A 25,631-nucleotide genomic window follows, 5' to 3' on the forward strand; every position below is an offset into this window, starting at 1 on the left:
ACTCCCCTGCCCGCCGTCGTGACGCTTACTGTGCCAGCGCCTTGCTCACCTTCTCGAACAGATCCCGCGCCAGCCCGTCCAGGTTGGCCAGGCGGGTCAGCTCGGCGCGAACCAGCGCCTTGCGCCCCTCATCGAGCCGCTTGAACTGGATAAGCGGGGTGATGAGGCGGGACGCCACCTGGGGATTGACCTCGTTGAGCTCGATCAAGAGATCGGTCAGGAAGCGATAGCCGCTGCCATCGGCGGCGTGGAACTGCACCTGGTTGTTCATGGCGAAGCTGCCGATGAGCGCCCGCAGCCGGTTCGGGTTGCGGATGCTGAAGGTCGGGTGCGCCATCGCCTGCTTCACGTCATCGAGCACATCCTTGGCCGGCTTGGCCCCCACCAGCCGCAGCCAGTTGTCCAGTACCAGGCCATCATGGGCCCACTTGCCTTCGAAGTCGGCCAAGAGCGCGGCGCGGCACGGCAGCAGATGGCTGTTGGCCACCTGGAGCGCCGCCAGGGTGTCGGTCATGTTGTCGGCAGCCCCGTACTGCTCGCGCACCAGGGTATCGGCCTTCGCGGCATCCAGCGCCGCCAGATAACCCAGCACCACACCCTTGAGGGCCCGCTTGGCCATGTCGGCATGGACCACCTGATAAGCCGGCAGACGCAGGCTCTCGTAGCACGCCAGCAGGCGGTCGCCAAAGGCGTGGGCCAGAGCAGTCTGAATGCCGTTGCGCACCTGATGGATGGCGTCGATGTCGGCCACCTCGAACAGCTCGGCCAGGGTCGCCTCTCCCGGCAGGGCCAGGATCTCTGCCTTGAGGGCGGGATCCAGCGCAGCCTCGTCCAGAATGGCGACAAAGGCCGCCAGCAGGGTGCGGGAGAGTTCAATCCCCTGCCCGTGCTGGACCCGGGCAACCCCGTCGATCACCGCCTTGTTGATCAGCATCTGGGCCGCATCCCAGCGGGCAAACTCGTTGCGGGCATGGCGCATCAGGAAGGCCAGGGCCTCGTCGCTGTAGTCATAGTGAAGCTTGACCGGGGCGGAGAAGTCCCGCAGCAGGGAAGGTACTGGCCTGACCGGTACCCGATCGAATTCGAAAGTCTGCTGTGCTTCCAGCACGTCCAGCACATTGCCAATGGCCTTGCCCTGGTATTGCAGCGGGATGACGGCACCCTGCTCATCGTAGATCTCGATGTCGAGGGGGATATGCAGCGGCAGCTTTTGTGGCTGATCCTGGGTCGGCGGGGTGTGCTGGCTCACGTGCAGACGATAGACACCGCTTTCGGCATCGTATTCGTCGGTCACGGTGAGCTCGGGGGTGCCGGACTGGCTGTACCAGCGGCGGAAGCGAGCGAGATCCACCCCGGAGGCATCCTCCATCGCCTGCACGAAGTCGTCGCAGGTGGCGGCAGAGCCGTCGTGACGCTCGAAGTAGAGTCGCATGCCCGCCTGGAAGGCGTCCTCCCGCAGCAGGGTGTGCATCATGCGGATCACTTCAGAGCCCTTCTCGTAGACGGTCAGGGTGTAGAAGTTGTTCATCTCGATCACCACATCCGGGCGGATGGGGTGGGCCATGGGGCCGGCGTCTTCGGCAAACTGCGGACCGCGCACGGTGCGCACGTTGTTGATGCGGTTGACGCCGCGCGACCCCAGATCGGAGGAGAACTCCTGATCCCGGAACACCGTCAGCCCCTCTTTGAGGCTTAACTGGAACCAGTCGCGGCAGGTGACGCGGTTGCCGGTCCAGTTGTGGAAGTATTCGTGGCCGATCACCCGCTCGATGCCGTGGTAGTCCGCATCGGTGGCAGTGGCCGGGTTGGCCAGCACGAACTTGGAGTTGAAGATGTTGAGCCCCTTGTTCTCCATGGCGCCCATGTTGAAGAAGTCCACCGCCACGATCATGTAGATGTCGAGGTCATACTCGAGGCCGAAACGCTGCTCGTCCCAACGCATGGAGTTGATGAGGCTCTCCATGGCGAAACCGGCGCGGTCCAGGTTGCCCTTGTCCACGAAGATCTCGAGCGCCACCTGGCGGCCGCTTTTGGTAATGAAGTGGTTGCGTTCCACATCGAAGTCACCGGCAACCAGGGCAAACAGGTAACTCGGTTTGGGGAAGGGATCCTGCCACTGCACGAAGTGGCGACCGTCGTCCAGATCGCCGCTCGCGACCTTGTTGCCATTGGAGAGCAGATAGGGGTACTTGGCCTTGTCGGCGGTGATGCGGGTACTGTAACGGGCCAGGATGTCCGGCCTGTCCATGTAATAGGTGATACGACGAAAGCCCTCGGCCTCGCACTGGGTGCAATAGGCATCGCCGGATTTGTAGAGCCCCTCCAGCGCCGTGTTGGCGGCGGGATCAATGTCGGTGACCACGGTCAGCACGCACTCGGCCGGCAGGTTGAACAGAGTCAGGCTGCTCTCTCCCTGCTCGTATTGCTGATAGGGCACGCCATCCACACTGACACTGACAAGGTCAAGCCCCTCGCCGTCCAGCACCAGGGGCTCGTTGTGATCGCCGCTGCGACGCAAACGGGAGATGGCGGTGACCCGGGTCAGGGGCTCTTGCAGCTGAAAATCGAGATCCAGGCTGTCACACCAATAGAGGGGAGCCTGGTAATCCTGGCGATATTTGGCCGTCATGGCCTGAGGTTGTTCAGTCATTATTGTGTGCTTCCACGCTTTGTTATTGACGTGTCAGAGGCTGTCACAAGGCTCGGACAGGGTCAAATAGTTTGCATTCAGGCAAAAGAAAGGGCGACCCGAGTCGCCCTTGTCATTTCGTTGCCAGCATCAGCTCTTCTTGCTGAGGGTGGCCAGATCCGCCGTGATGTTGGCCGCTTCCACCTGGTATTCGTCAGGTGCCTCGAAATCGGTCGGCAGTTCATCCAGGCTCTTCACCGTCGGCTTGCCAAGACGGGTCAGCCGCTCGTTGGCTCGCGCCAGCGCCTTCTCGTCCTGTTTGGCCTGTTCAGCCAGTCGCTCGGCTTCGTTCAGGGAGACCGACTTCTTGTCCTTGTCCGCCTGATACTCCTTGATGTCCTGCAGCACATAGGCAAATTCCGGATCCTTGGTGATCCGCGCCTCGTGGGCCGCTTTCAGCTTGGGCAACAGGCTGGAGAAGTCCCCCAGTCGCTCGTAGCTGGCCGAGGCGATCTTGTCCCAGGGCAAGGCGTTGAACTCGCGGCTCTCCCCCGTCTCACCCGGCGCCACTGCGGTCGGGAAGGCGATATCGGGTGCAACCCCTTTGTTCTGGGTACTGCCGCCATCGATACGGTAGAACTTGGCGATGGTGTACTGCACGTGACCCAGCGGCTGCTCGTAGAAGTCATAGACCTTTGCGAGGCTGCGATGCTGCTGCACCGTCCCCTTGCCGAACGAGTTTTCGCCGAGGATCAGCGCACGACCATAGTCCTGCATGGCGGCGGCGAAGATCTCGGACGCCGAAGCGCTGTAGCGGTCGATCATCACCGACATGGGGCCACCGTAGTAGACATTGCCGTCGTCGTCACCATTGACGGTGATGCGACCCATGTGATCACGGATCTGCACCACGGGACCACTGGCGAAGAACAGACCGCTCAGGGCGGAGGCTTCCGTCAGGGCACCGCCGCCGTTGCCGCGCAGATCGACGATGAGGCCGTCGATCTTCTGCTTGTTGAGGCTGGAGATCTCCTTGATCACGTCGTCGTGCAGGTTGACGTAGAAGCTCGGGATCTCGAGCACGCCGATCTTCTTGCCCTCGGCGGTGATCACCTTGGACTTGGCGGCTCTGTCTTCCAGACGCACCTTGTCACGCACCAGCTCCACCAGCTCGGTCTTGGCGGTTGCACCCTTGCCGCGCTGGATCTCCAGCTTCACCTTGCTGCCCTTGGGCCCCTTGATGAGCTCGACCACGTCGTCAAGACGCCAGCCAATGACATCCACAATCTTGCCGTCGTCCTGCCCCACCCCGGTGATCTTGTCATCGGGTTTCAGGTGATTGGACTTGGCCGCCGGGCCGCCTGGCACCAGGGAGCGGATGACGGTAAAGTCATCTTCCGCCTGCAGCACGGCCCCAATCCCCTCCAGCGAGAGGTTCATCTCGGTGTTGAACCGATCGGCGCTGCGCGGAGACAGATAGCTGGTGTGCGGTTCGATGGCGCGGGCGAAGGAGTTCATGAAGAGCTGGAACACGTCCTCGCTCTCGGTCTGGGACATCCGCTTGATGGCGTTGTTGTAACGCTTGCCAAGCAGCTCCTTGATCTCGGGCCACTCCTTGCCGCTGAGCTTGAGGCTCAGGGCATCGAACTTGACCCGCTGACGCCACAGCTCGTTGAGCTCGGCTTCATCCTTGGGCCAGGGAGCCCCTTCCCGATCGAAGACGTAATTGTCTTTCTGGGTAAAATCGAAGGGAGTGTCGAGCAGTTTGAGGGCGTATTCGAACCGCTCGTACCGCCGCTGCTGACTCAGGTTGAACATCTCGTAGGCCGGAGCCAGCCGCCCTCGCTCGAGGTCGGTGTCAAAACCGGTACGATATTTCTCAAAACGGCTGATGTCAGAGGCCAGAAACAGGTTGCGGCTGTAGTCCAGATTCTCCAGATACTTGTCAAAGATCACGGAGGAAAAGGCGTCGTCCAGCTTGAACTGTTTGTAGTGGGAGCGGGTAAACAGATTGGCAATTCGCTTGCTGGCCGTAGCATGTTGGCTCTCTTGAGCCAACACAGGCAAATCACTTTCCTTGAGCACCGGCTCGATGGCCTGTGCGAGCCCGGCAAGCGCCAGGCTACAGGCAACGAGTGAAAAACGAATCACGCCATGCTTCAACATTCGTCTCCTTAGAGAACCAGATGCTCGAACTTGACCCGCAACATCATGCCGGTCTGCAATTGAACCTGTACGTCATCCTTGGTCACTTCCTTGATGGTCGCAGGCACAGGGGACTTGCCCAGCACGACGCGCACGCCCTGCTCGACTTTCAGAGTAGCGGCATCCACTTTCACCAGCGGCGCATCGGCGACCGGTGCAGCCTTGGGAGCAAGGGCGGACTTGGGCTTGTCGGAGCGGGGAGCGTCAGCCTTGCGCGGCGCGTTGCGACGCGGCTGCTTGGGCTTGTCTTCCTTCTCCTTGGTGTTGGTGCGGCGGCTGGCAAAGACACGTTCCTTGCTCTCCTTGAGCGCCTGTTTGGCATGCTCGATGTGCTCTTCGGTGAGCAGCTCGCCCGGGTTGCCGTCCAGATCGACACGGGCCTGGCCAGCCTTGAGGCCATGCAGGTAACGCCAGCTGGAGGTGTATTGACGCAGAGCAGAGCGCAGCATGGTCTTGGAGACTCTCTCGTCATCAGCAAGACGCGCGGCCAGATCCTGGAAGATGCCAATCTTGAGTGGCTTGGCCTCTCCTTCAGCGATGAAGCAGGCCGGGAATTTCTCGACCAGGTAGGCGACGATCTCTTTACTGTTCTTCAGCTTTTCAGTGTTTTCCATGTATAACCTTGGCTTTCATATAGACGCACGGGCATGCCCGAACACAACAAAGGCCCCATTATAGAGAGCTTGGGACCTTTTGCGAACCATCTAGCAATGACTTAGAGCATGCTTTCCAAAATTTGCACCGTTTCTTCGAGGCCAATCCGGTCCTGCTCGTCAAAGCGGTTAAAGATTGGACTGTCGATGTCCAGCACCCCGATGATCTCCCCGCCACGGCGCAACGGGATCACGATTTCCGAGTTGCTGGCACCGTCGCACGCAATGTGCCCCGCGAACTGGTGCACGTCGTCCACCAGCTGGGTCTTGCCCTCGGCAACCGCAGTGCCACAGACGCCGCGCCCGACCGGGATGCGCACACAGGCCGGCTTGCCCTGGAACGGGCCGAGCACCAGGGTCTCGCCCTGCAGCAGGTAGAAACCAACCCAGTTGATGTCAGCCAGTTCCTGATTGAGCAGGGCAGACAGGTTTGCCAGGGTGGCGATCATGTCGGGTTCGCCCTCCAGCAATGCCTGGGCCTGCTGGTTGAGCGTGCGATAAAATGCTTGTTTTTCAATCATGATTAAATGAACTTCACTCCTTGATAATCAATGCAAGGTACCGTCCTGCCTGAAAATTTCAAATCAATTTTCAATTATCCCCCCTCTTGGGTCCCGATGAGAGGCCGTTCAACGTGCCGCGCCCAACGTCAGTTGATGGCGCTGGCCATTGCTCCACTCGATGGTCAGGAGCCAGTCCATCGCCTCGGTCGTACAACTTCCCACCTGGGCCACCCCTCGCCACCCCGCTTGGCTGGGTTCAAACAGCACGGGGATGAGCCCCATGAACATCTCCTTGCCCTCGAGCCAGGCCTTGACCGGCGTGATGGCCGGCACACCCCCTTGAAGGCGCAGGACAAAGTCATGTTCAGGGCGGATCGGCAAGCCATCGATGCTGACCGTCAGCGGGCGATCCCCGACGATGAGGCGGCAGGGGCTGTGGGACAGATCACAAATCTGAACATTGGTGCCCTCTACATGGTCGTTTCCTGTGCCTGAAAACCAGGTTCGATAGGCCATCAGGGAGAGCAAAATGACCAGCACCATGGACAGGTGGACGATTTTGCGTGAAGTGAGTCTCTCTTTCATGAAAAAACAGCTCTGTAAGGTACTTTGAAAATGTAATTTTCGTGATCTGGCGCAAGGTAAAAACTGGCGGACATGAGACCCGCTGGAGCCAAATATATCACTGTTTGTACTGTTATTTTACCGGTCATTTCAGTATCATTCTCAATGGATTTTCATTTAACCACCTTTTGCTTTTCCTTTTATTAACAGATGTTAACGAGAGGATTTTGCAAAACCGGGGTGAAAATGGCCCAGGACACCGGGCAACACAAACAACAGCATCGGAAGCGGAATACAACGATGAGCCATACAACAAACCACCCTGAGTACAACTACACCGTTGTGCGCCAGTTCACCGTCATGACGATTGTCTGGGGTATCGTCGGCATGTCGGTGGGTGTATTGATTGCAGCCCAGCTGATCTGGCCTGCCCTCAACTTCGACACCCCCTGGCTGACGTACAGCCGTCTGCGTCCCCTGCATACCAATGCGGTCATCTTCGCATTTGGTTGCAGCGCCCTGATGGCCACTTCCTTCTACGTGGTGCAACGCACCTGTCAGGTCCGGCTGTTTGGTGGTCCCCTCGCCTCCTTCGTGTTCTGGGGCTGGCAGGCGATCATTCTCTCTGCAGCCATCTCGCTGCCGCTGGGGTACACCACCTCCAAAGAGTACGCCGAGCTGGAGTGGCCCATCGACATCGCCATCGCCGTGGTCTGGGTGAGTTACGCCATCGTCTTCTTCGGCACCCTGGTCAAGCGCACCACCTCCCACATCTATGTGGCGAACTGGTTCTTCGGTGCCTTCATCATCACGGTTGCCGTGCTGCACATCGTCAACAACATGGAAGTGCCCCTCTCCGGCATGAAGTCCTACTCCATGTACTCCGGCGCCATGGATGCCATGGTGCAGTGGTGGTATGGCCACAACGCGGTGGGCTTCCTGCTGACGGCGGGCTTCCTTGGCATGATGTACTATTTCGTGCCCAAGCAGGCGGGTCGCCCCGTCTACTCCTACCGCCTCTCCATCGTGCACTTCTGGGCGCTGATCTCCCTCTATATCTGGGCCGGTCCGCACCACCTGCACTATACCGCCCTGCCTGACTGGGCCCAGTCGCTGGGCATGGTGATGTCCCTCATCTTGTTCGTGCCCTCCTGGGGCGGCATGATCAACGGCATCATGACCCTCTCGGGTGCCTGGCACAAGCTGCGTTATGACCCCATCCTGCGCTTCCTGATCGTCTCCCTGTCGTTCTACGGCATGTCGACCTTCGAAGGTCCCATGATGGCGATCAAGACCGTCAACGCCCTCTCCCACTACACCGACTGGACTATCGGTCACGTTCACTCCGGTGCCCTGGGCTGGGTTGCCATGGTGTCCATTGGCGCCGTCTACCACCTGATCCCGAACCTGTTCGGGCAGGGGCGCATGTACAGCATCAAACTCATCAACGTCCACTTCTGGCTGGCCACCGTGGGCACCGTGCTCTATATCGTCGCCATGTGGATTTCCGGTGTGATGCAGGGACTGATGTGGCGTGCGGTCAACGACGACGGCACCCTGACCTACAGCTTCGTGGAGGCGCTGCAAGCTTCCTATCCCTTCTACTTCGTGCGCTTCCTGGGTGGCTGCTTCTTCGTCACCGGCATGCTGCTGATGGCCTACAACGCCTACCGCACCGTCACTGCGCCCAAGGGTTCCCTGGAACCCGTCGCACAGCCAGCCTGATTTGAAGGGGTTTAAAGCATGAGCAACAACAACCGTCATGAGATTTTTGAAAAAAGCGTCCCCATGCTGGTCATTGGCATCATCTTCGCCATCAGCCTGGGGGGCCTGGTGGAAATCACCCCCCTGTTCTTCCAGAAGCAGACCAACGAGCCGGTGGAGGGCCTCAAGCCCTACACCGCCCTGCAGATGGAAGGACGCGACATCTACATCCGCGAAGGCTGCACCGTCTGCCACAGCCAGATGATCCGCCCGTTCCGCGCCGAGACCGAACGCTACGGCCACTACTCGGTTGCCGGCGAGAGCGTGTGGGAGCACCCCTTCCTGTGGGGCTCCAAGCGTACCGGTCCGGATCTGGCCCGGGTCGGCGGCCGCTACTCCGATGACTGGCATCGCGCCCACCTCATCAACCCGCGTGATGTGGTGCCCGAGTCCAACATGCCGGCCTTCCCCTGGCTCGAGACCAATGTGCTGAGTGGCGAGCTGACCGGCAAGAAGCTGGCTCTGTTCCGGGATCACTTCGGCGTGCCCTATACCGATGCCGACATCGCCGGCGCCGGTGAGGCCGTCAAGGGCAAGACCGAGCTGGATGCGCTGATCGCCTATCTGCAATCACTGGGCCATGCCCTGAAATAAGGAGTCGGGATATGGATTACGGCACATTTCGCGGCCTGTACACCCTGCTGCTGATGGTCATCATGATTGGCATCATCGTCTGGGCCTACAGCAAGCGCCGCAAGGCTTCTTTCGACGAGGCCGCCAACCTGGTTTTTGCCGATGACGAGCAACCCAGTGCTGATAACAAGAACGCAGGAGCGAAGCAATAATGAGCACTCTGTTTAGCATTTTTGTGACCGTCATAAGCCTTGGCACCATTCTCGGCTGCTTCCTGCTGCTGGCCTGGTGCATGAAGGACAAGATGGGGGCCGAAGAGGGCAAACCCATGGGTCACACCTTCGACGGCATCGAGGAGATCAACAATCCCCTGCCGAAGTGGTGGTCCTATATGTTCCTCTTCTTCATCGTCACCGGGCTCATCTACCTGCTCGCCTTCCCGGGCCTTGGCAACTTCAAGGGTCTGCTGGGCTGGCAGAGCTCCAACCAGGATGTACGTTCCCTGGCCGAGTCCAAGGCAGCGGCGGCTTCCGCCAAGGCCGAAGGACGCGCGGTGGAATACGACCGGGAACTCGCCAAGGCTGACGAGATCTACGGCGCCAAGTTCCGCGAGCTGACCTATCAGGCTGACGGCAAGAGCTACAAGGAGATCACCGAGATCGCCAAGGATCCGGAAGCCTTGAAGGTGGGTCAGCGCCTGTTCCTGCAAAACTGTTCCCAGTGTCATGGCTCCGATGCCCGCGGTGGCCGCGGTTTCCCGAACCTGACCGACAGCGAATGGCAGTGGGGCGGCGCCCCCGACCAGATCAAGACCACCATCATGGGCGGTCGTCAGGGGATCATGGCCGCCTGGGGCGAGATCCTGGGTCAGGACGGGGTGAAGGAGGTGGCCTCCTATGTGCTGAGCCTCTCCGGTCGCAAGGTTGATCTGGTGGAAGCCAAGAAAGGGGAAGCACGCTTTGCCATGTGCGCCGCCTGCCACGGCCCGGATGCCAAGGGCGGCATCGCCTTCGGCGCTCCCGACTTGACCAACAACATCTGGCTCTATGGCGGCTCCCGTCAGGTGGTCGAACAGACCATCACCCACGGGCGCCACGGCGTGATGCCGGCCTGGAAGGACATTCTGGGGGAAGACAAGGTACACCTGCTCGCCTCCTACGTTTACAGCTTGTCCCACAACGATCGGCAAAATCAGCAGTAACATGTGATAAGCACGTGATTAATCAGCAAAAAGCCTCGACTCTTCGAGGCTTTTTGTTATCTTGTGTTGGCTGAATTACCGCCATTTCGTTAACCATTTGTTTCGGTAGCATCATGACCCAACCCTGGTATCGCCAATTCTGGCCCTGGTTCATCATCGCCCTCCCCTGTGCCGCCGTGGTAGGCAGCATCGCCACCGCCATCATTGCCAGCAAGGATGGGGTCAACCTGGTGGCGGAGGACTACTACAAGCAGGGCAAGGAGATTAACCAGGATCTCAGCAAGTTCGATCGCGCCGAGGCGCTCGGCATCCGTATCGCCCTCAATGTCAGCGACAAGGAGCTGACGTTAAATCCACTGTCCGGGGATTTCCCCCCCGGGCAGGCACTGCACCTCTCCCTGTTTCATCCCACGTTGGCGGGCCTGGACAGCGAACATCTGTTGACGGCCGATGGCAAGGGAGTCTATCGCCTGATGCTGGACAAGCCCCTCACCGGCAAGTGGCACGTGCGGGTCGATGCCTTCAACCATGAATGGCGCCTCCAGGAGACGGCACAACTGCCGACTCAGGCAGCGATTGAGCTCGATCCCAAGGGACGTTGAATCACGAAGGCAGGGTGATCGGCACGCCGGTCAGCCGCCCTTCTCCCCGACCCGGCCTGCAGGGCTGCATCAAAGAGGGATGATCACCATGACCGGCTGTTTTCACTGTGGTGAACCGGTTCCCACTGGCAGTAACTTTACTCTCGAGATCAAAGGCATCGTTCAGCCGATGTGCTGCCCTGGCTGCCAAGCCGTGGCACAGACCATTCTCGAATGCGGCCTCGCCAGTTATTACGAACACCGCACCGCTCCCGGCATCAAGGGGGAGCTGGTGCCCGAAGAGCTCGCCGCCCTTACCCACTACGATCTGGCGGAGGTGCAGCAGGAGTTCGTCACCGACACCGGTACGGGTCGCGAAACAACGCGCGAGATCCAGCTGACGGTGGAAGGCTTGACCTGCGCCGCCTGTGCCTGGCTCATCGAGCGGCACCTGATGACCCTGCGCGGTCTGCGTTACATCAACGTCAATACCACCACCCATCGCGCCCGCATCAAGTGGGATCCGGCCCAGCTCTCGTTGAGCGACATTCTCAAGGGCTTTGCCAGGGTAGGCTATCGCGCCTATCCCTTCCAAACTCATCAGCAGGAAGCACTCTACGCCAAAGAGGTGCGCAGCTACATGTTCCGCATGGCGCTGGCCGGGCTTGGATCCATGCAGGTGATGATGTGCGCCGTGGCACTCTACATGGACCTCTTCATCAGCGTGGAAGAGGAGTTCATGATCTACTTCAAGTGGATAAGCCTTCTGCTCTCCACCCCCATCATGATCTACTCGGCCCAGCCTTTTTACGTGGGGGCATGGCGCAGCCTGAAGCAGGGGCACCTCTCCATGGATGTTTCGGTGTCGCTGGCACTGATCGGCGCCTTCGTCGCCTCCATCTGGGCCACGGTCTTCAACACGGGTGAGGTCTATTACGACTCCATCACCATGTTCGTCTTTTTCCTGCTGTTGGGCCGTCTGCTGGAACTGCGAGCGAGGCGCAAGGCGTCGGAGTCGAGCTCCAACCTGGCGCGTCTGGTGCCCATCATGGCGACCCGCATCGATGATGACGGCGAACACGAGGTGGCCGCCAAGACGCTGCGAGTCGGAGACAGGGTGCGGGTACTCGCGGGGGCCACTCTGCCAGCCGACGGCATCGTCACCCTGGGCCAGGCCAGCCTCAACGAATCCATGCTGACTGGCGAACAGTTGCCTCTGCTCAAGCAGGCCGGGGATCCCGTCTATGCAGGCACCATCAATACCGATGCCCCCCTGGAGATCCGGGTCAGCCATTCCATTGAAGAGTCGCGTCTCGCCCAGATCATGCGCCTGCAGGATCATGCTCTGGACGACAAGCCCGCCATCGCCCAACTGGCGGACGTGCTGTCGCGCCACTTTATCCTGGTGCTCCTGATCATTGCGGCCGCGGTCTGGACCTTCTGGCACTTTCATGAGCCCGAGCGGGCCTTCTGGGTCACCCTGGCGGTGCTGGTGGCGACCTGTCCCTGCGCCCTCTCGCTGGCCACCCCGACCGCGCTCACCTCGGCCACTGCCAACCTGACCCGCAGCGGCATTCTGCTGCGCCGCGGCCACGTGCTGGACATTCTGACCCGGGCCAACCGCATCGTGATGGACAAGACGGGGACCCTGACCACGGGCAACATCAGCCTGGTGAGCACCCAGCCCCTCGGCGAGCTCGACGCAGCCCGCTGCCTCGCACTCGCCCAGGCCCTGGAGACCTACTCCGAGCATCCCATCGCCCGTGCGTTTCGAAGCAAACCACTGGCGGACGGGGTGCCGCTCGCCGCCAGCGACGTCACCCCCCTCATCGGCCACGGCGTGCAGGGAGTGATTGAGGGCAAGCATTACCGCATCGGTAGTGCACGCTGGCTCGAACTGGCGCAAGAAGAGAATGCCGTTCAAGGGCTGGCCATCTATCTGGCCGATGAACACGGACTGCTGGCCCGTTTCATCCTGGCCGACACGCTGCGCCCCGATGCCGGTGCACTGATCCAGGCCTTCAAGGAGGCAGGCCTGCAAACCACCATTCTCACCGGCGACGGTTCGGACCAGGCGGACATGCTGGCCCGCGAGCTGGGGGTCGATGAGCTGGTAAAAGGGGTCACCCCGGACGGCAAGCTGGCCTACCTCAAGGCCCGGGAAGCGGCCGGGGATATCAGCATAATGGTGGGAGATGGCATCAACGACGCCCCTGTGCTGGCTGGCGCCCACGCCTCCTTTGCCATGGCGGGGGGCACGGATCTGGCCAAGAACAGTGCCGACGCCATCCTGCTGGCCGACGATCTCTCCCGTCTGCTGGCCGCCCGGGCCCTGGCCCTGCGCACTCGCAAGATCATCAAGGAGAACTTTGCCTGGTCCATCGGCTACAACTTGCTTGTGCTGCCGCTGGCGGCCAGTGGCTGGCTCCCCCCTTATCTGGCGGCTGCAGGCATGTCCCTGAGCTCCCTCATCGTGGTCACCAATTCCATGCGGCTCAACCGGTGAGCAGCCGTCTGGCATCCTCCCGGGTGGCGGCACCTCTTGCCTCGCCGGGTTATCATCCCCCTTTCACCACAGGGTCCGCGCCATGAACATCATCTTCGTCCTCATCCCCATCGCCATCCTGTTCGTTGTCATTGCAGGAGCCGTCTTCTTCTGGGCCATCCGCTCCGAGCAGTTCGAGGATCTCGACAGGCAGGGCTCCAACATCCTGTTTGACGAGGAGCAGCGCCCCTTGTCCCCCCCTGAACAACACCCTGAAGAGGAAAACAGTCCCCATGACCAGCAGCCTTGACCTCATGGGCGCCCTGCTGGTCGGGCTTGCCGGTGCCGGCCACTGCATCGGCATGTGCGGCGGCGTGTCTGCAGCGCTCTCCATGGCCATACCTGCCGAGAAGCAGCATTTTTGGGGCAGGCTCGGTTATCTGCTCAACTACAACCTGGGGCGCATCCTGAGCTATGTGCTGGCGGGCGCGCTGGTGGGCGGCTTGCTCGCCACCACCACGGAGATAGGCGCCGGCAAACACGCCCTGGCAGGGCTTCGCCTCATCGCCGCCCTGCTCATGATAGCGCTCGGCCTCTACTTGGCTGGCTGGTGGCATGGCGTCTTGCTGCTCGAGCGCATCGGTGCGAAGTTCTGGCCTCTCATCAAGCCGCTGGCAGGCAGGTTTCTCCCGTTTACATCAGCCTGGCAGGCCCTCCCCTTTGGCATGGTCTGGGGCTGGCTCCCTTGCGGCCTCGTCTACTCCATGCTGACCTGGAGCGCTGCTGCAGGCTCCGCGAGTGGCGGGGCACTCATCATGCTCTTTTTCGGCCTCGGCACCCTGCCGACCCTGTTTGCGCTGGGGGGGCTGGCAGACCGATTGCGCTACTGGCTCACCCTGCGCAGCCTGCGCCTTGGGGGCGCCTTGCTGCTTATTGCTTACGGGATCCACACCCTCTGGATCGGAATGGCGTCTTTTTGAAACCCTATCCAAAACGGATGAGATGGTGGTAAACTTGTTTGATATAAATCAATTATTCATTTGAGCCTATGATCCCGGACAAGAAACCTGGCAGACGTATTCAGAGCGGTGGCTGTGCAATTCATTGCCAGGATTGCAGCATCAGCCAGCTCTGCATCCCCTTCACCCTGAACGACAACGAGCTTGATCAGCTGGACAGCATCATCGAGCGCAAAAAGCCTATCCAGAAGGGTGAAGAGTTGTTCAAGGCCGGCGACGAGCTCAAATCGCTCTATGCCATCCGTTCCGGGACCATCAAGTCATACACCATCACCGAGCAGGGTGACGAGCAGATAACCGCCTTCCACCTGGCTGGCGATCTGGTCGGTTTTGACGCCATCCACAAGCAGTCTCACCCCTCCTTCGCCCAGGCGCTGGAAACCGCCATGGTGTGCGAGATCCCGTTCGATGTGCTCGACGACCTCTCAGGCAAGATGCCCAAACTGCGCCAGCAGATCATGCGCCTGATGAGCAACGAGATCATGGGCGACCAGGAGATGATACTGCTGCTCTCCAAAAAGAACGCCGAAGAGCGCCTCGCTGCCTTCCTGCACAATCTCTCGGTTCGTTTCTCCGAGCGCGGCTTCTCCGCCAAGGAGTTCCGCCTCTCCATGACCCGTGGGGACATCGGCAACTACCTCGGTCTCACCGTCGAGACCATCAGCCGCCTGCTGGGCCGTTTCCAGAAATCCGGTCTCATCAGCGTCAAAGGCAAATACATTACTGTACTGGACAACGTTGCCTTGGGCGTCATGGCCGGAGCCACTCGTCCTCCCTGCGGTTAATCCCCGTTTATTCCCTTTTTTGCCGGATCGGATCACCCTGAAATTTGATCCGGCACACCTTCCCGTCTCCCCCCTTGGACTAAGCTGTAATAGCTAAAGAGTTGCCATCATTGGCCTTTTTGCCAAGGAGGAGAACATGGTCAAGTACCGAAACATTCTGGTGGTGATCAATCCCGAGGAGGAGCGCCAGATCGCGCTCGAGCGCGCGGTCAAGGTCGCCGAGCTGGATGAGGGTGCCCAGCTGACCCTGCTCCTGACGATTTACGACTTCTCTTACGAGATGACCGCGATGCTCTCGGCAGACGAGCGGGAAGAGATGCGCCATGGTGTCATCGCCCAGCGTCGGGAGTGGCTCGACGAGATCCTCACTCCCTATCGGGCCAGAGGGCTGGAATGCGAGGTGAAAGTGCTCTGGCACAACCGTCCCTTCGAGTGCGTCATTCAGGAAGTGCTGGAACAGCGTCACGATCTGGTCGTCAAGGCGACTCACAAACACTCCTTCCTGCAAACCTTCATCTTCACCCCCACCGACTGGCACCTGCTGCGCAAATGCCCCTGTCCGGTTCTGCTGGTAAAAGAAGGGCACTGGCAACGGGGGGGCAACCTGATTGCCGCCATCAACTGCTCGAGCGATGACAAGGAGCAGAAGGTGCTCAACGAGCGGATCACCCGCGAGGGGATCGCCATCGCCGAGCTGCTTGGTGCCAGTCTCTATCTGGTCAACACCTACCCGGGCACCCCGGTCAATGTCGCCATCGAACTGCCAGAGTTCGATCCCAACGCCTACAACGATGCCATTCGCAAACACCATGAAGATCTGCTGCGGGAACATGCCGATCAGTTCGGCATCAACCACATGTGGACCAAGGTGGCGGAAGGCTTGCCGGAGGAGGTGCTGCCGGACATGGCGGACGATCTGAATGCCACCCTGATGATCATGGGATGCGTCGGCCGTACCGGCCTCTCTGCCGCCCTGCTTGGCAACACCGCCGAGCACGTGGTGGACAGGCTCAACTGCGACATTCTCATCCTCAAACCCGACGATTACAGCTGCCCTGTGGATGACAGGCGTCATCCTGCATAAGCGTTTCTTGCCCTCCCCCGGGACATGGCTATAATAAGCCGCTTATTTTTGTCCCGGGTTTGAGGCCATGCTAGAAGAGCTTAACGCCAAAGAGAAATACAGTTTCAACAAGCTGCAGAAACGCCTGCGGCGCAACGTGGGCCAGGCCATCGCCGACTTCAACATGATTGAAGAGGGTGACAAGATCATGGTCTGCCTGTCTGGCGGCAAGGACAGCTTTGCCATGCTCGACATCCTGATGAGCCTGAAGGCCAGCGCCCCCATCCATTTCGATCTGGTGGCCGTCAACCTGGATCAGAAGCAACCCGGCTTCCCCGAGCACGTGCTGCCCGAATACCTGAGCACTCTCGGCATCGACTTCAAGATCGTGGAAGAAGATACCTATTCCATCGTCAAGGAGAAGGTACCGGAGGGCAAGACCACCTGCGCGCTCTGCTCCCGCCTGCGCCGCGGCATTCTGTATCGCACCGCCCAGGAGCTGGGTTGCACCAAGATCGCCCTTGGCCATCACCGTGACGACATCCTCGAGACCCTGTTCCTCAACATGTTCTACGGTGGCAAGCTCAAATCCATGCCCCCCAAGCTGGTGAGCGACGATGGCAAGAACGTGGTGATCCGCCCCCTGGCCTACTGCAAGGAGAAAGACCTGGTGCGCTATGCCGAGGTCAAGGCCTTCCCCATCATCCCCTGCAACCTGTGCGGCTCCCAGGAGAACCTCCAGCGCCAGGCCATCAAGCAGATGATGCAGGAGTGGGATCGCCGCTTCCCGGGTCGTCTCGAAACCATGTTCACCGCCATTCAGGACGTGATCCCGAGCCATCTGCTCGATCACCAGCTGTTTGACTTCAAGAGCATCAACCGCGACTCCGGCATCATCGACGGTGGCGACAAGGCATTTGATCCGCCCGAGCTGCCCAAGGCGCCGCTGCTGGACATCGACGAGATGGACATGCTGGACGTGATTGAGGTGCGCTAAGCCCCGTCACCCACAGAAAAGGAGCGCCAGGCGCTCCTTTTTTCATTCTGGCAATCTGCGGACTCGGGTCGCTACCCCTTGTGCAGCCAGGGGGTCAGGCGCAGGATCTCCCCTTGCAGTTGCAGCTTGCCCTGGGCAAACCCCTTCAGCTGCGCATTGCTGAGCAGCAGTTGCCCCTGCTGCCAGGAGACGGCCTCCTGACGGGCACCCTCCACAAGGTAGGCTGTGCCTGCGGGCGCCACCATGGAGATCCTCACCCCTTCCATCTTGGGCAGGAAATACTGGCCGACCATGCCGGCCATCTTGTCGAGCAATCGCTGCATCTGCTGCTGGCGCGAGACGAGCTCGGCCAGCGGCACCTCGGGTGTGGCGGGGGCGTCAGCCATCACCTGTACCGACAGATCGCAGGCGGCGTGGGCCTCGGTGAGCCCCACCACCACGATCGCCTTGTCGAGGTTGAGATCTTCGTCATAGGGCAGACGCAGTTCGCCATCCACCGTGACCTCGGCGGGCACATCCCTGTCCGGGGTCGAGACCCGGGCCGAGGTGAGCCCGCATCGCCGACCGTTCTGTTGACTGGCCAGATAAAAGCCCAGTCTGGCGTGGCCAAATTCCCCCTTGGCGAAGGTCTTCATCTGGCTGTAGAAGGTGCCGTAGTCGAGTTCAAGGGACGGCTCAGCCTGTCCCAGCATGGGTACCAGCAGGAGCGCCGCCATCCCGTATCGCTTGTTCATATGCCATCCTTTTGCATCATGTTCCGGGCGGGTCGACACCGGCTGATCCCCTGGTATCCCGTTATGCGTTGAAATGATCCGGGCCCTGCCCGTCGTTGCCACTGGCAACCTCGGTCACTTCGACTGCCACCCCACACAGATCCCGGTAGAGAATGCCCTTGCAGTTGAAGTAGAGCGGCGCCACCCAGATAAGTCCCAGCCCCATGGGGATGAGCGCCAGGAAGAAGAGTGCCAGCATGACCCCGTGCAGCAGCACTATGCTGGGCCATCCCCGGGCAAAGAGCTTGAGGGAGACCAGAATGGCCTGAGCCGGGGAAAGACCGCGCTCCAGCACCAGAGGTACGGTAAACACCAGCCCCATGCCCACCAGGGCGGAAGGGATGAAGGCCAGCATCACCGGCACACCCAGCAGCTCGAACAGGGGGCCAAACAGGCTGGTGATGAGGCTGCCGAGCAGACTCAGGCTGCCCAGGCGCAGGAAGTGGCGGAAGAAGTCGAATACCTGGCTCGGCCGGGCGCGCACCCCCACCGACTGCTGCAACCCCAGCATGTCGAGGGAGGAGGTCATGGGTGACATGATCACCGTGACCAGCAAGCTCAGGATCAGGGCCATATCCATATCCCCTCCTTCACGGGCGACATAGGGTGTCAGCAAGGTATTGCTCAGCAGGATCCAGATTGCCATGACCCCGGCGATGGCCAGCGCCAATCCGAAACCGGTGCGACGAGTCTGTTGCCACCCCTCTTTCAACACCCCTTGCAGGTCCAGACGATATCCCTGGCTGAGGGACTGTTCGAGGGTTCCACCGATCCGCATTCTATTACTCAATTGACTGTCCAACATTCACTGACGACTGATCCAAGGTGGCACATTATAGCGGTTTGAACCGGCATGCGTAGCCGTTTTTCCTGTTATCTTCCGTTCAGAAAGCCATTGATACCAAAGGCCTTGCAGCCCTTCTTGATGAAGTTCCCCTCACCCTTGGCCCCTCTGTCCAACGGGAGTAGGATGATGGCGCGCGCTGGCGGACGAGATGTCCACTGGCTCTTCTCTCTCACACAAGGAAAACGGTCATGTCCGAACTGACGCTCTATCTTGCCCCCGGTACCTGTGCCATGGCGGTACGCATCGCTCTGGTGGAGGCCGGTGCCCCTCACCTTGTCAAGCGCCTGGATCTGGCCGCTGGTGAACAGCGCAGCCCCGACTACCTCGCCATCAATCCCAAGGGGCGAGTCCCGGCACTGGTGACGGAGCATGGCGTGCTGACCGAAACACCGGCCCTGCTGCTCTACGTGGCCCAGCGTTTTCCTAACGCCGGGCTGGCCCCATTGGATGACCCCTTCCTCCTGGCCAGGATGCAGGAGGTACACAGTTTCCTCGTCTCCACCGTCCATGTCGCCCATGCCCATGGACGCCGTCCCGGCCGCTGGGCCGACGATGAACAGGCCATGGCTGCCATGCAGGCCAAGATGCCCCAGAACATGCGCGATGGCTTTGACCAGATTGAGCGCCACTATCTGGCCGGCCCCTGGGTACTGGGGGAGCGCTTCAGCCTGGCCGACATCTACCTCTTCGTGATTGCAGGCTGGCTCGAGAGCGACGGGGTTGCCATCAGCGAGTTTCCCAAGGTGGCGGATCACTATCAGCGCATGCTGGCCCGCCCCGCAGTGCAGGCGGCGCTCGCCCTCTGAACTCCTCGCGCCGGGTACGCCTTTTTGTACGGGCAACATCCGGCGACGCCTCTCAGACGGGTGCTCTTCTGGCACCCGTTTCTTCTGAAATTGCCCTGTCACTGAGATCGTTTTCACATTTTCGTCATCACTGCCTAGACCCGTTAACGGTTAACACCTATCTTTCGCCCTAATGACGCAACCGGTTGCGTAACCGATTGCCCAACTCAATATCCATATGCGGTCCCAGGCCGCCGAGGTGCTGTATGAAACGAGGCAAGCTGCTCAATGCTCCCTTAAGCGCGCTGGTCGCGCAGATGGGCCACACCGACGAGATCACCGTCTGCGACGCTGGCCTGCCCATTCCGGCAGGCCCCGAGCGCATCGATCTGGCGCTGATGGCGGGGACGCCGAGCCTTGAAACCGTGCTGACCGCCTTGCTCACCGACCTGGTGGTGGAGAAGGTGATCATGGCAAGCGAGATCAAGGCGATCAGCCCCGCCACCCATCAGGCGCTGGTGGATCAGCTGGAGGCGCAAGCAGCCGCCCAGGGCAAGCCCATCGCCATCGAATACTGCCTGCATGAGGAGTTCAAAACCCGCTCCCGCCAGAGCAAGGCGATCGTGCGCAGCGGCGAGGTGACCCCCTACGCCAACCTGATCCTCTGCGCCGGTGTGGCGTTCTGAATTCTTCAAAGAAGGCCTCTTCAAGGAAGCTGCAAATGAGCACAACCTCCCCCCTCTCACCCATTCTGGAGCTGACCGGGATCGTCAAGACCTTCCCCGGGGTACGCGCCCTCGACGACGCGGGTCTTCGGGTCTATCCGGGCCAGGTGATGGCCCTGCTCGGCGAAAACGGCGCTGGCAAGTCGACCCTGATGAAGGTGCTGACCGGCATCTACCAGGCCGATTCGGGCAGCATCAGCTATCGCGGCCAGCCGGTTCACTTCAAGGGCCCCCGCGACTCCCAGGATCAGGGGATCAGCATCATCCATCAGGAGCTGAATCTGCTGCCGGAGCTATCGATTGCCGCCAACATCTTCCTCGGCCGCGAACCGCGCACCCGTTTTGGCAGCATCGACCACAAGCAGCTGCGCGAACGGGCAAGCACCCTGCTGGCACGGCTTGGCGTCAAGCATGGGCCGGATACCCGACTCGGAAGTCTCTCCATCGGCGAACAGCAGATGGTGGAGATCGCCAAGGCGCTGTCGTTCGATGCCAGCGTCATCATCATGGACGAACCCACCGATGCGCTGACCGATACCGAGACCGAGCAGCTCTTCACCGTCATTCGCGAGCTGCGTGAGCAGGGGTGCGGCATCGTCTACATCTCCCACCGCCTGAAAGAGATCTTCGAGATCTGCGATCGGGTCACCGTGCTGCGGGATGGTAAGTGGATCGGCGAGCAGGCGGTGAGCGATCTCGATGAAGACAGGATCATCGAGATGATGGTGGGTCGCCGACTGGAAGAGCAGTACCCGCGCCTGGTGCGCGAGCTTGGCCCGGTCAGCCTGCAGGTGAACGATCTGGCCGGCCCCGGCGTGCGCGGGGTGAGCTTCTCCCTGCGTCAGGGTGAAATTCTGGGCTTCAGCGGCCTGATGGGGTCCGGGCGTACCGAGCTGATGAAGCTCATCTACGGTGCCAGCCCCATCAGCGCCGGTGACATTACCGTGGATGGCCACGCACTGGTCCCCAAGAGCCCGGCCGATGGCCTGGCCGCCGGCATCGCCTATATCTCCGAGGATCGCAAGGGCGACGGCCTGGTGCTGGAGCTGTCGGTGCGCGAAAACATGAGCCTGTGCGCCCTCGGCGAGTTCATTCGTGGCGGCAAGATTGACGGTCAGGCCGAGCGCCAGGCGGTAGGGGACTATGTGCGTCTGTTCAACATCAAGACCCCGAGTCAGGATCAGCTAATCAAGCTCCTCTCCGGCGGCAACCAGCAGAAGGTGGCCATCGCCAAGGGGCTGCTTACCCGGCCCAAGGTGCTGATCCTGGATGAGCCGACCCGCGGCGTCGATGTCGGCGCCAAGAAGGAGATCTATCAGCTCATCAACCAGTTCAAGAAGGAGGGGATGAGCATCATCCTGGTCTCCTCCGAAATGCCGGAAGTGCTCGGCATGAGTGATCGCATCATGGTGATGCACGAAGGGCGCATCAGCGCAGAATTCAACACCCGCGATGCCAATCAGGAGAAGCTGATGGCAGCGGCAGTCGGTAAACAGTGGCAAGCAGAGCAAGAGGCAGCACAATGACAACCCAAACCCTTTCCCGCCGCGGCGTCATGAGCAAGGCCTGGTGGATCGAGAACAAGTCCCTGGTCGCGCTGCTGGTGCTGATCGGCGTGGTCTCTTTCCTGAGCCCCAATTTCTTCACCGCCGACAACCTGCTCAACATCCTGCGCCAGACATCGGTCAACGCCATCATGGCGGTCGGCATGACGCTGGTCATCCTGACCGCCGGCATCGATCTGTCGGTCGGCTCGGTACTGGCCCTGTGCGGCGCCCTGGCCGCCACCATGGTGGCCATGGAGCTGCCCATCGGCCTGGTGATCCCCCTCACCCTGGGGGCCGGCGCCCTGCTTGGCAGCATCAGCGGCCTCATCATCGCCAAGGGCAAGGTACAGGCCTTCATCGCCACCCTGGTCACCATGACCGCCCTGCGCGGCGTCACCATGGTCTACACCGAGGGGCGCCCCATTTCCACCGGCTTCAGTGACGGCGCCGATCACTTCGCCTGGCTCGGGACCGGCTACCTGCTGGGTCTGCCGGTGCCCATCTGGCTGATGGCCATCGTCTTCCTGCTGGCCTGGTACCTGCTCAACCACACTCGCCTGGGCCGCTACATCTATGCCCTCGGCGGCAACGAATCGGCCACCCGCCTCTCCGGTATCAATGTGGATCGGGTCAAGCTCGCGGTGTATGGTCTGTGCGGCATGCTGTCGGCACTGGCCGGGCTCATCGTCACATCCCGCCTCTCCTCCGCCCAGCCCACCGCCGGCATGGGGTACGAGCTGGATGCCATCGCCGCCGTGGTGCTGGGGGGCACCAGCCTGATGGGGGGCAAGGGCCGTATCATGGGTACCCTGATCGGTGCCCTCATCATCGGCTTCCTCAACAATGCCCTCAACCTGCTCGACGTCAGCTCCTATTACCAGATGATCGCCAAGGCCAGCGTGATTTTGCTTGCCGTGATGATCGATAACAAAAGCAACCGTTAACAAGCCACGCCACACACAAGGAATGAAATGATGAAAAAGCTCAATACCCTGCTCGCTGCCGCCATCATGTCCGTGCTGGGCACCGCCCAGGCCGCGGATCACACCCTGGCGATGGTGGTCTCCACCCTCAACAACCCCTTCTTCGTCACCATGAAGGAGGGCGCCGAAGCCAAGGCCAAGGAGCTTGGCTACGATCTGGTGGTGCTTGACTCCCAGAACGACCCGGCCAAGGAGCTCTCCAACGTGGAAGATCTCACCGTGCGCAAGGTCAACGCCATCCTGATCAACCCGACCGACTCCGAAGCAGTGGGCAACGCCATTCGCCTGGCCAACAAGGCGAACATCCCGGTGCTGACCCTGGACCGCGGCGCAGCCCAGGGTGACGTCAAGGCTCACATCGCCTCCGACAACGTGGCCGGTGGCAAGCTGGCTGGCGACTTCATCGCCGAGAAGCTGGGCAGCGGCGCCAAGGTGATCCAGCTGGAAGGGATCGCAGGTACCTCCGCCGCCCGTGATCGCGGCGAAGGCTTCGCCCTGGCGGTCACCGCCAACAAACTGCAGGTGCTGGCCTCCCAGCCCGCCGACTTTGACCGCACCAAGGGTCTGAACGTCATGGAGAACCTGCTGGCCGCCCATCCGACCGTGCAGGCGGTGTTCGCCCAGAACGACGAGATGGCGCTGGGTGCCATCCGCGCCGTGCAGGCCGCCGGCAAAGAGGTGATGATCGTGGGCTTCGACGGCACCGACGATGGCAAAGCGGCCGTGGCCAAGGGTAAACTGGCCGCCACCGTGGCCCAGCAGCCCGCCCTCATCGGCGCCATCGGCGTGGAAACCGCCGACAAGGTGCTCAAGGGTCAACCGGTAGAAAAATCCATCCCGGTACCGCTGCAAATCGTCAACAAGTAAGTTGTTGGGGGAGGTTCGCCTCCCCTCTCTTTTTCCCCCAGTGCCGCCTGGTCTGGGCCCACCCAGACCAGGATGTACTCAACCAAGGGTGATAGGAATGAATCGTCTCGTAGTCCTCGGCAGCGTGAATGCGGATCATGTGCTGCGCGTCCCCCACTTTCCCCGCCCCGGTGAAACCCTGACCGGCCACAGCTATCAGGTCGTTCCCGGCGGCAAGGGTGCCAATCAGGCGGTGGCCGCCGCCCGCCTCGGCGCCCCTGTCTCCTTCATCGCCCGCATCGGTGATGATGCCATCGGCCACCAGATGAAAACCGGGTTTGCCAACGACGGCATCGATGTCAGCGCCGTCGAACTCGACCCCAGGCTCCCCACCGGCATCGCCATCATCTATGTGAGCGACGAGGGGGAGAACAGCATCGGCATCTCCGCCGAAGCCAACGGCGCCCTCACCCCGACCGTGGTGCAAGGTCACGAGGCGATGATCGCCGCCGCCCACACCCTGCTGCTGCAACTGGAAGTGCCACTCGAGAGCGTGCAGGAAGCGGCCCGTCTGGCTCGTGCCCACGGCACACGGGTGGTGCTCAACCCAGCCCCCGCGCGCCCGCTCTCAAGGGATCTGCTGGCGCTGGTGGATCTCATCACCCCCAACCAGACCGAGGCCGAGCTGCTGACCGGCATCAAGGTGACGGACGAAGCGAGCGCCCGTGAGGCTGCCGCCCGCTTCCACCAGATGGGCATCGGTGAGGTGATGATCACCCTGGGGTCTCAAGGGGTCTATTGCAGCAAGGGGCAGCAACAGGCGCTCATGCCGGGTTTTCGGGTCAAGGCGGTGGATACCACGGCGGCCGGGGATACCTTCAACGGCGCCTTCCTGGCGGCCGAGCTCGCCGGCGCCGACTTTGACGCTGCCGTACGCTTTGCCCACGGGGCGGCGGCACTCTCCGTCACCCGGTTTGGTGCCCAAAGCTCCATCCCGAGCAAGCAGGAGGTCGATGCCTTCCTCCTTGAACAGACTGCGCAGGGGCACTGATGGCCAATATCAAGGAGGTGGCCGCGCTGGCGGGGGTGTCGACCACCACTGTCTCCCACGTCATCAACGAGACCCGTTTCGTCGCCGAAGAGACCCGGGAGCGGGTCTTCGCCGCCATGCGCGATCTCAACTATGCCCCGAGCCTGGTGGCCCGCAGCCTCAAGGTAAAGGAGACCAACAGCATCGGCATGCTGGTCACCACCTCCAGCAACCCCTTCTTCGCCGAGGTGGTGCGCGGGGTGGAGCGCTACTGTTTCGAGCAGGGTTACAACCTGATGCTGGGCAACACCGAAGGACAGGCCGAGACGGCGCTCTCCTACCTCAAGATGATGCTCAGGAAACGGGTCGACGGCCTGCTCATCATGTGCAGTGAAGGGCAGCAGGAGGTGTTCAACCAGCTCGACTGGCTCAAGAGCCTGCCGGTCGTGGTGATGGACTGGGGCATGGAGAACGGCGAGGTGGATCTCATCGCCGACAACTCCCATCGCGGCGGCTACCTGGCAACCCGCCACCTGCTGGGGCTGGGTCACACTGCCATCGGTTGCATCACGGGCCCCCACAGCCGCGCCCCGGCCAACCAGCGCCAGGCGGGTTTCGAGCAGGCGATGCAGGAGGCCGGGCTCACCGTCAATCCGGGCTGGATCCAGGAGGGAGACTTTGACTGCGCCAGCGGTGCCGCCGCCATGACCCGCCTGCTGGCACTGCCAGAGCGTCCCACCGCGCTGTTTGTCTGCAACGACATGATGGCCATGGGGGTCATCAGTGCCGCCCATCAGGCGGGGCTGGTGATCCCCCGCGATCTCTCCATCGTCGGCTATGACAACGTGGCGCTGGCCCAGTTCATGTCCCCCCCGCTCACCACGGTCAATCAACCGAAAGAGGAGCTGGGCCGCCTCGCCGTCACCCGGCTGCTGGCGCGCATCAACGGCGAGCCCATTGCAAACCGCATGATCACCGTGGATCCGGACCTGGTGATCAGACACTCCTGCGCTCCCTTTTCCTCGCCGGACAGCAAACCAGTTTAAGTGCCAGCAAGCAGCAGAAGGGCGGCC

Annotated in this window: 25 protein-coding genes; 18 read left to right on the forward strand and 7 right to left on the reverse strand. The window is 61.2% G+C overall.

The window, feature by feature from the left end; genetic code table 11:
* Window positions 1-25: 25 nt before the first annotated feature.
* The 5 genes from pepN to AB5Y51_RS09425 all read right to left on the reverse strand — a co-directional run bounded on the left by pepN (window position 26) and on the right by AB5Y51_RS09425 (window position 6,575).
* On the reverse strand, window positions 26-2,650 hold the full coding sequence (pepN, locus tag AB5Y51_RS09405) for an aminopeptidase N (RefSeq protein WP_368178334.1): 2,625 nt from the start codon (window positions 2,648-2,650) through the stop codon (window positions 26-28).
* Between the two features lie 129 nt (window positions 2,651-2,779).
* Entirely contained in the window at window positions 2,780-4,795 is a 2,016-nt protein-coding gene (gene prc / locus AB5Y51_RS09410; RefSeq protein ID WP_041211433.1) for a carboxy terminal-processing peptidase, read from the reverse strand.
* Between the two features lie 8 nt (window positions 4,796-4,803).
* On the reverse strand, window positions 4,804-5,448 hold the full coding sequence (proQ, locus tag AB5Y51_RS09415; RefSeq protein WP_134997858.1) for an RNA chaperone ProQ: 645 nt from the start codon (window positions 5,446-5,448) through the stop codon (window positions 4,804-4,806).
* Between the two features lie 101 nt (window positions 5,449-5,549).
* Window positions 5,550-6,008, reverse strand: a complete 459-nt coding sequence (locus AB5Y51_RS09420) for a GAF domain-containing protein (protein ID WP_010674771.1) — start codon at window positions 6,006-6,008, stop codon at window positions 5,550-5,552.
* 108 nt (window positions 6,009-6,116) lie between these two features.
* The gene (locus AB5Y51_RS09425; protein WP_323921061.1) at window positions 6,117-6,575 is read right to left on the reverse strand and encodes a hypothetical protein; all 459 of its coding nucleotides are present in this window, start codon (window positions 6,573-6,575) and stop codon (window positions 6,117-6,119) included.
* A 279-nt stretch (window positions 6,576-6,854) separates the two neighbouring features.
* Between AB5Y51_RS09425 and ccoN the strand changes: the two genes are divergently transcribed.
* From ccoN to ttcA, 11 genes are all read left to right on the forward strand, one after another.
* Window positions 6,855-8,279 carry a cytochrome-c oxidase, cbb3-type subunit I gene (gene ccoN / locus AB5Y51_RS09430; RefSeq protein WP_010674773.1) on the forward strand — a complete coding sequence of 475 codons (1,425 nt, stop codon included), beginning with the start codon at window positions 6,855-6,857 and terminating at the stop codon, window positions 8,277-8,279.
* A gap of 18 nt (window positions 8,280-8,297) precedes the next feature.
* The gene (gene ccoO, locus AB5Y51_RS09435; protein ID WP_010674774.1) at window positions 8,298-8,912 is read left to right on the forward strand and encodes a cytochrome-c oxidase, cbb3-type subunit II; all 615 of its coding nucleotides are present in this window, start codon (window positions 8,298-8,300) and stop codon (window positions 8,910-8,912) included.
* 11 nt (window positions 8,913-8,923) lie between these two features.
* Window positions 8,924-9,103, forward strand: coding sequence for a CcoQ/FixQ family Cbb3-type cytochrome c oxidase assembly chaperone (locus AB5Y51_RS09440; RefSeq protein WP_010674775.1), 180 nt, complete (start codon window positions 8,924-8,926; stop codon window positions 9,101-9,103).
* Window positions 9,103-10,092, forward strand: a complete 990-nt coding sequence (ccoP, locus tag AB5Y51_RS09445) for a cytochrome-c oxidase, cbb3-type subunit III (protein ID WP_010674776.1) — start codon at window positions 9,103-9,105, stop codon at window positions 10,090-10,092. The genes AB5Y51_RS09440 and ccoP overlap by 1 nt, the downstream gene beginning before the upstream one ends.
* 113 nt (window positions 10,093-10,205) lie before the next feature.
* Window positions 10,206-10,694, forward strand: a complete 489-nt coding sequence (locus AB5Y51_RS09450; RefSeq protein WP_045524884.1) for a FixH family protein — start codon at window positions 10,206-10,208, stop codon at window positions 10,692-10,694.
* Window positions 10,695-10,782: 88 nt separating this feature from the next.
* Window positions 10,783-13,179 carry a heavy metal translocating P-type ATPase gene (locus AB5Y51_RS09455; protein ID WP_319909185.1) on the forward strand — a complete coding sequence of 799 codons (2,397 nt, stop codon included), beginning with the start codon at window positions 10,783-10,785 and terminating at the stop codon, window positions 13,177-13,179.
* A gap of 82 nt (window positions 13,180-13,261) precedes the next feature.
* Entirely contained in the window at window positions 13,262-13,468 is a 207-nt protein-coding gene (gene ccoS / locus AB5Y51_RS09460) for a cbb3-type cytochrome oxidase assembly protein CcoS (protein WP_167825620.1), read from the forward strand.
* Window positions 13,452-14,138: a sulfite exporter TauE/SafE family protein gene (locus AB5Y51_RS09465; protein WP_045524886.1), complete on the forward strand. Its 687-nt coding sequence runs from the start codon at window positions 13,452-13,454 to the stop codon at window positions 14,136-14,138. The genes ccoS and AB5Y51_RS09465 overlap by 17 nt, the downstream gene beginning before the upstream one ends.
* Before the next feature lie 68 nt (window positions 14,139-14,206).
* On the forward strand, window positions 14,207-14,962 hold the full coding sequence (locus tag AB5Y51_RS09470; RefSeq protein ID WP_039040781.1) for an FNR family transcription factor: 756 nt from the start codon (window positions 14,207-14,209) through the stop codon (window positions 14,960-14,962).
* A gap of 136 nt (window positions 14,963-15,098) precedes the next feature.
* Complete coding sequence (gene uspE / locus AB5Y51_RS09475; RefSeq protein WP_039040780.1) at window positions 15,099-16,046, forward strand: universal stress protein UspE; 948 nt, start codon at window positions 15,099-15,101, stop codon at window positions 16,044-16,046.
* Between the two features lie 67 nt (window positions 16,047-16,113).
* A complete protein-coding gene (gene ttcA / locus AB5Y51_RS09480; RefSeq protein ID WP_010674783.1) occupies window positions 16,114-17,022 on the forward strand; it encodes a tRNA 2-thiocytidine(32) synthetase TtcA in 909 nt (302 codons plus the stop codon).
* A 71-nt stretch (window positions 17,023-17,093) separates the two neighbouring features.
* On the opposite strand, the gene AB5Y51_RS09485 is transcribed toward ttcA, so the two are convergent.
* Both AB5Y51_RS09485 and AB5Y51_RS09490 read right to left on the reverse strand, forming a co-directional pair.
* Window positions 17,094-17,756, reverse strand: a complete 663-nt coding sequence (locus AB5Y51_RS09485) for a DUF2987 domain-containing protein (protein WP_010674784.1) — start codon at window positions 17,754-17,756, stop codon at window positions 17,094-17,096.
* A gap of 61 nt (window positions 17,757-17,817) precedes the next feature.
* The gene (locus AB5Y51_RS09490; RefSeq protein WP_042017089.1) at window positions 17,818-18,573 is read right to left on the reverse strand and encodes a hypothetical protein; all 756 of its coding nucleotides are present in this window, start codon (window positions 18,571-18,573) and stop codon (window positions 17,818-17,820) included.
* Between the two features lie 257 nt (window positions 18,574-18,830).
* On the opposite strand from AB5Y51_RS09490, the gene AB5Y51_RS09495 reads away from it, so the two are divergent.
* The 7 genes from AB5Y51_RS09495 (at window position 18,831) to AB5Y51_RS09525 (ending at window position 25,604) form a co-directional block, all read left to right on the forward strand.
* Window positions 18,831-19,448 carry a glutathione S-transferase family protein gene (locus AB5Y51_RS09495; protein ID WP_039040777.1) on the forward strand — a complete coding sequence of 206 codons (618 nt, stop codon included), beginning with the start codon at window positions 18,831-18,833 and terminating at the stop codon, window positions 19,446-19,448.
* Window positions 19,449-19,693: 245 nt separating this feature from the next.
* Window positions 19,694-20,113 carry a D-ribose pyranase gene (gene rbsD / locus AB5Y51_RS09500; protein ID WP_368178335.1) on the forward strand — a complete coding sequence of 140 codons (420 nt, stop codon included), beginning with the start codon at window positions 19,694-19,696 and terminating at the stop codon, window positions 20,111-20,113.
* Window positions 20,114-20,148: 35 nt separating this feature from the next.
* A complete protein-coding gene (gene rbsA, locus AB5Y51_RS09505; protein WP_368178336.1) occupies window positions 20,149-21,678 on the forward strand; it encodes a ribose ABC transporter ATP-binding protein RbsA in 1,530 nt (509 codons plus the stop codon).
* A complete protein-coding gene (gene rbsC / locus AB5Y51_RS09510; protein WP_039040774.1) occupies window positions 21,675-22,643 on the forward strand; it encodes a ribose ABC transporter permease in 969 nt (322 codons plus the stop codon). The genes rbsA and rbsC overlap by 4 nt, the downstream gene beginning before the upstream one ends.
* A gap of 30 nt (window positions 22,644-22,673) precedes the next feature.
* The gene (gene rbsB, locus AB5Y51_RS09515; protein ID WP_039040773.1) at window positions 22,674-23,549 is read left to right on the forward strand and encodes a ribose ABC transporter substrate-binding protein RbsB; all 876 of its coding nucleotides are present in this window, start codon (window positions 22,674-22,676) and stop codon (window positions 23,547-23,549) included.
* 97 nt (window positions 23,550-23,646) lie between these two features.
* Entirely contained in the window at window positions 23,647-24,579 is a 933-nt protein-coding gene (gene rbsK, locus AB5Y51_RS09520; protein WP_226044212.1) for a ribokinase, read from the forward strand.
* Complete coding sequence (locus tag AB5Y51_RS09525) at window positions 24,579-25,604, forward strand: substrate-binding domain-containing protein (RefSeq protein ID WP_041211440.1); 1,026 nt, start codon at window positions 24,579-24,581, stop codon at window positions 25,602-25,604. Before rbsK ends, AB5Y51_RS09525 begins: the two co-directional genes overlap by 1 nt.
* Window positions 25,605-25,631: the final 27 nt, after the last annotated feature.

Source organism: Aeromonas sp. R7-1 (assembly GCF_040908115.1).
In the GTDB taxonomy this organism is placed as follows: domain Bacteria; phylum Pseudomonadota; class Gammaproteobacteria; order Enterobacterales; family Aeromonadaceae; genus Aeromonas; species Aeromonas caviae.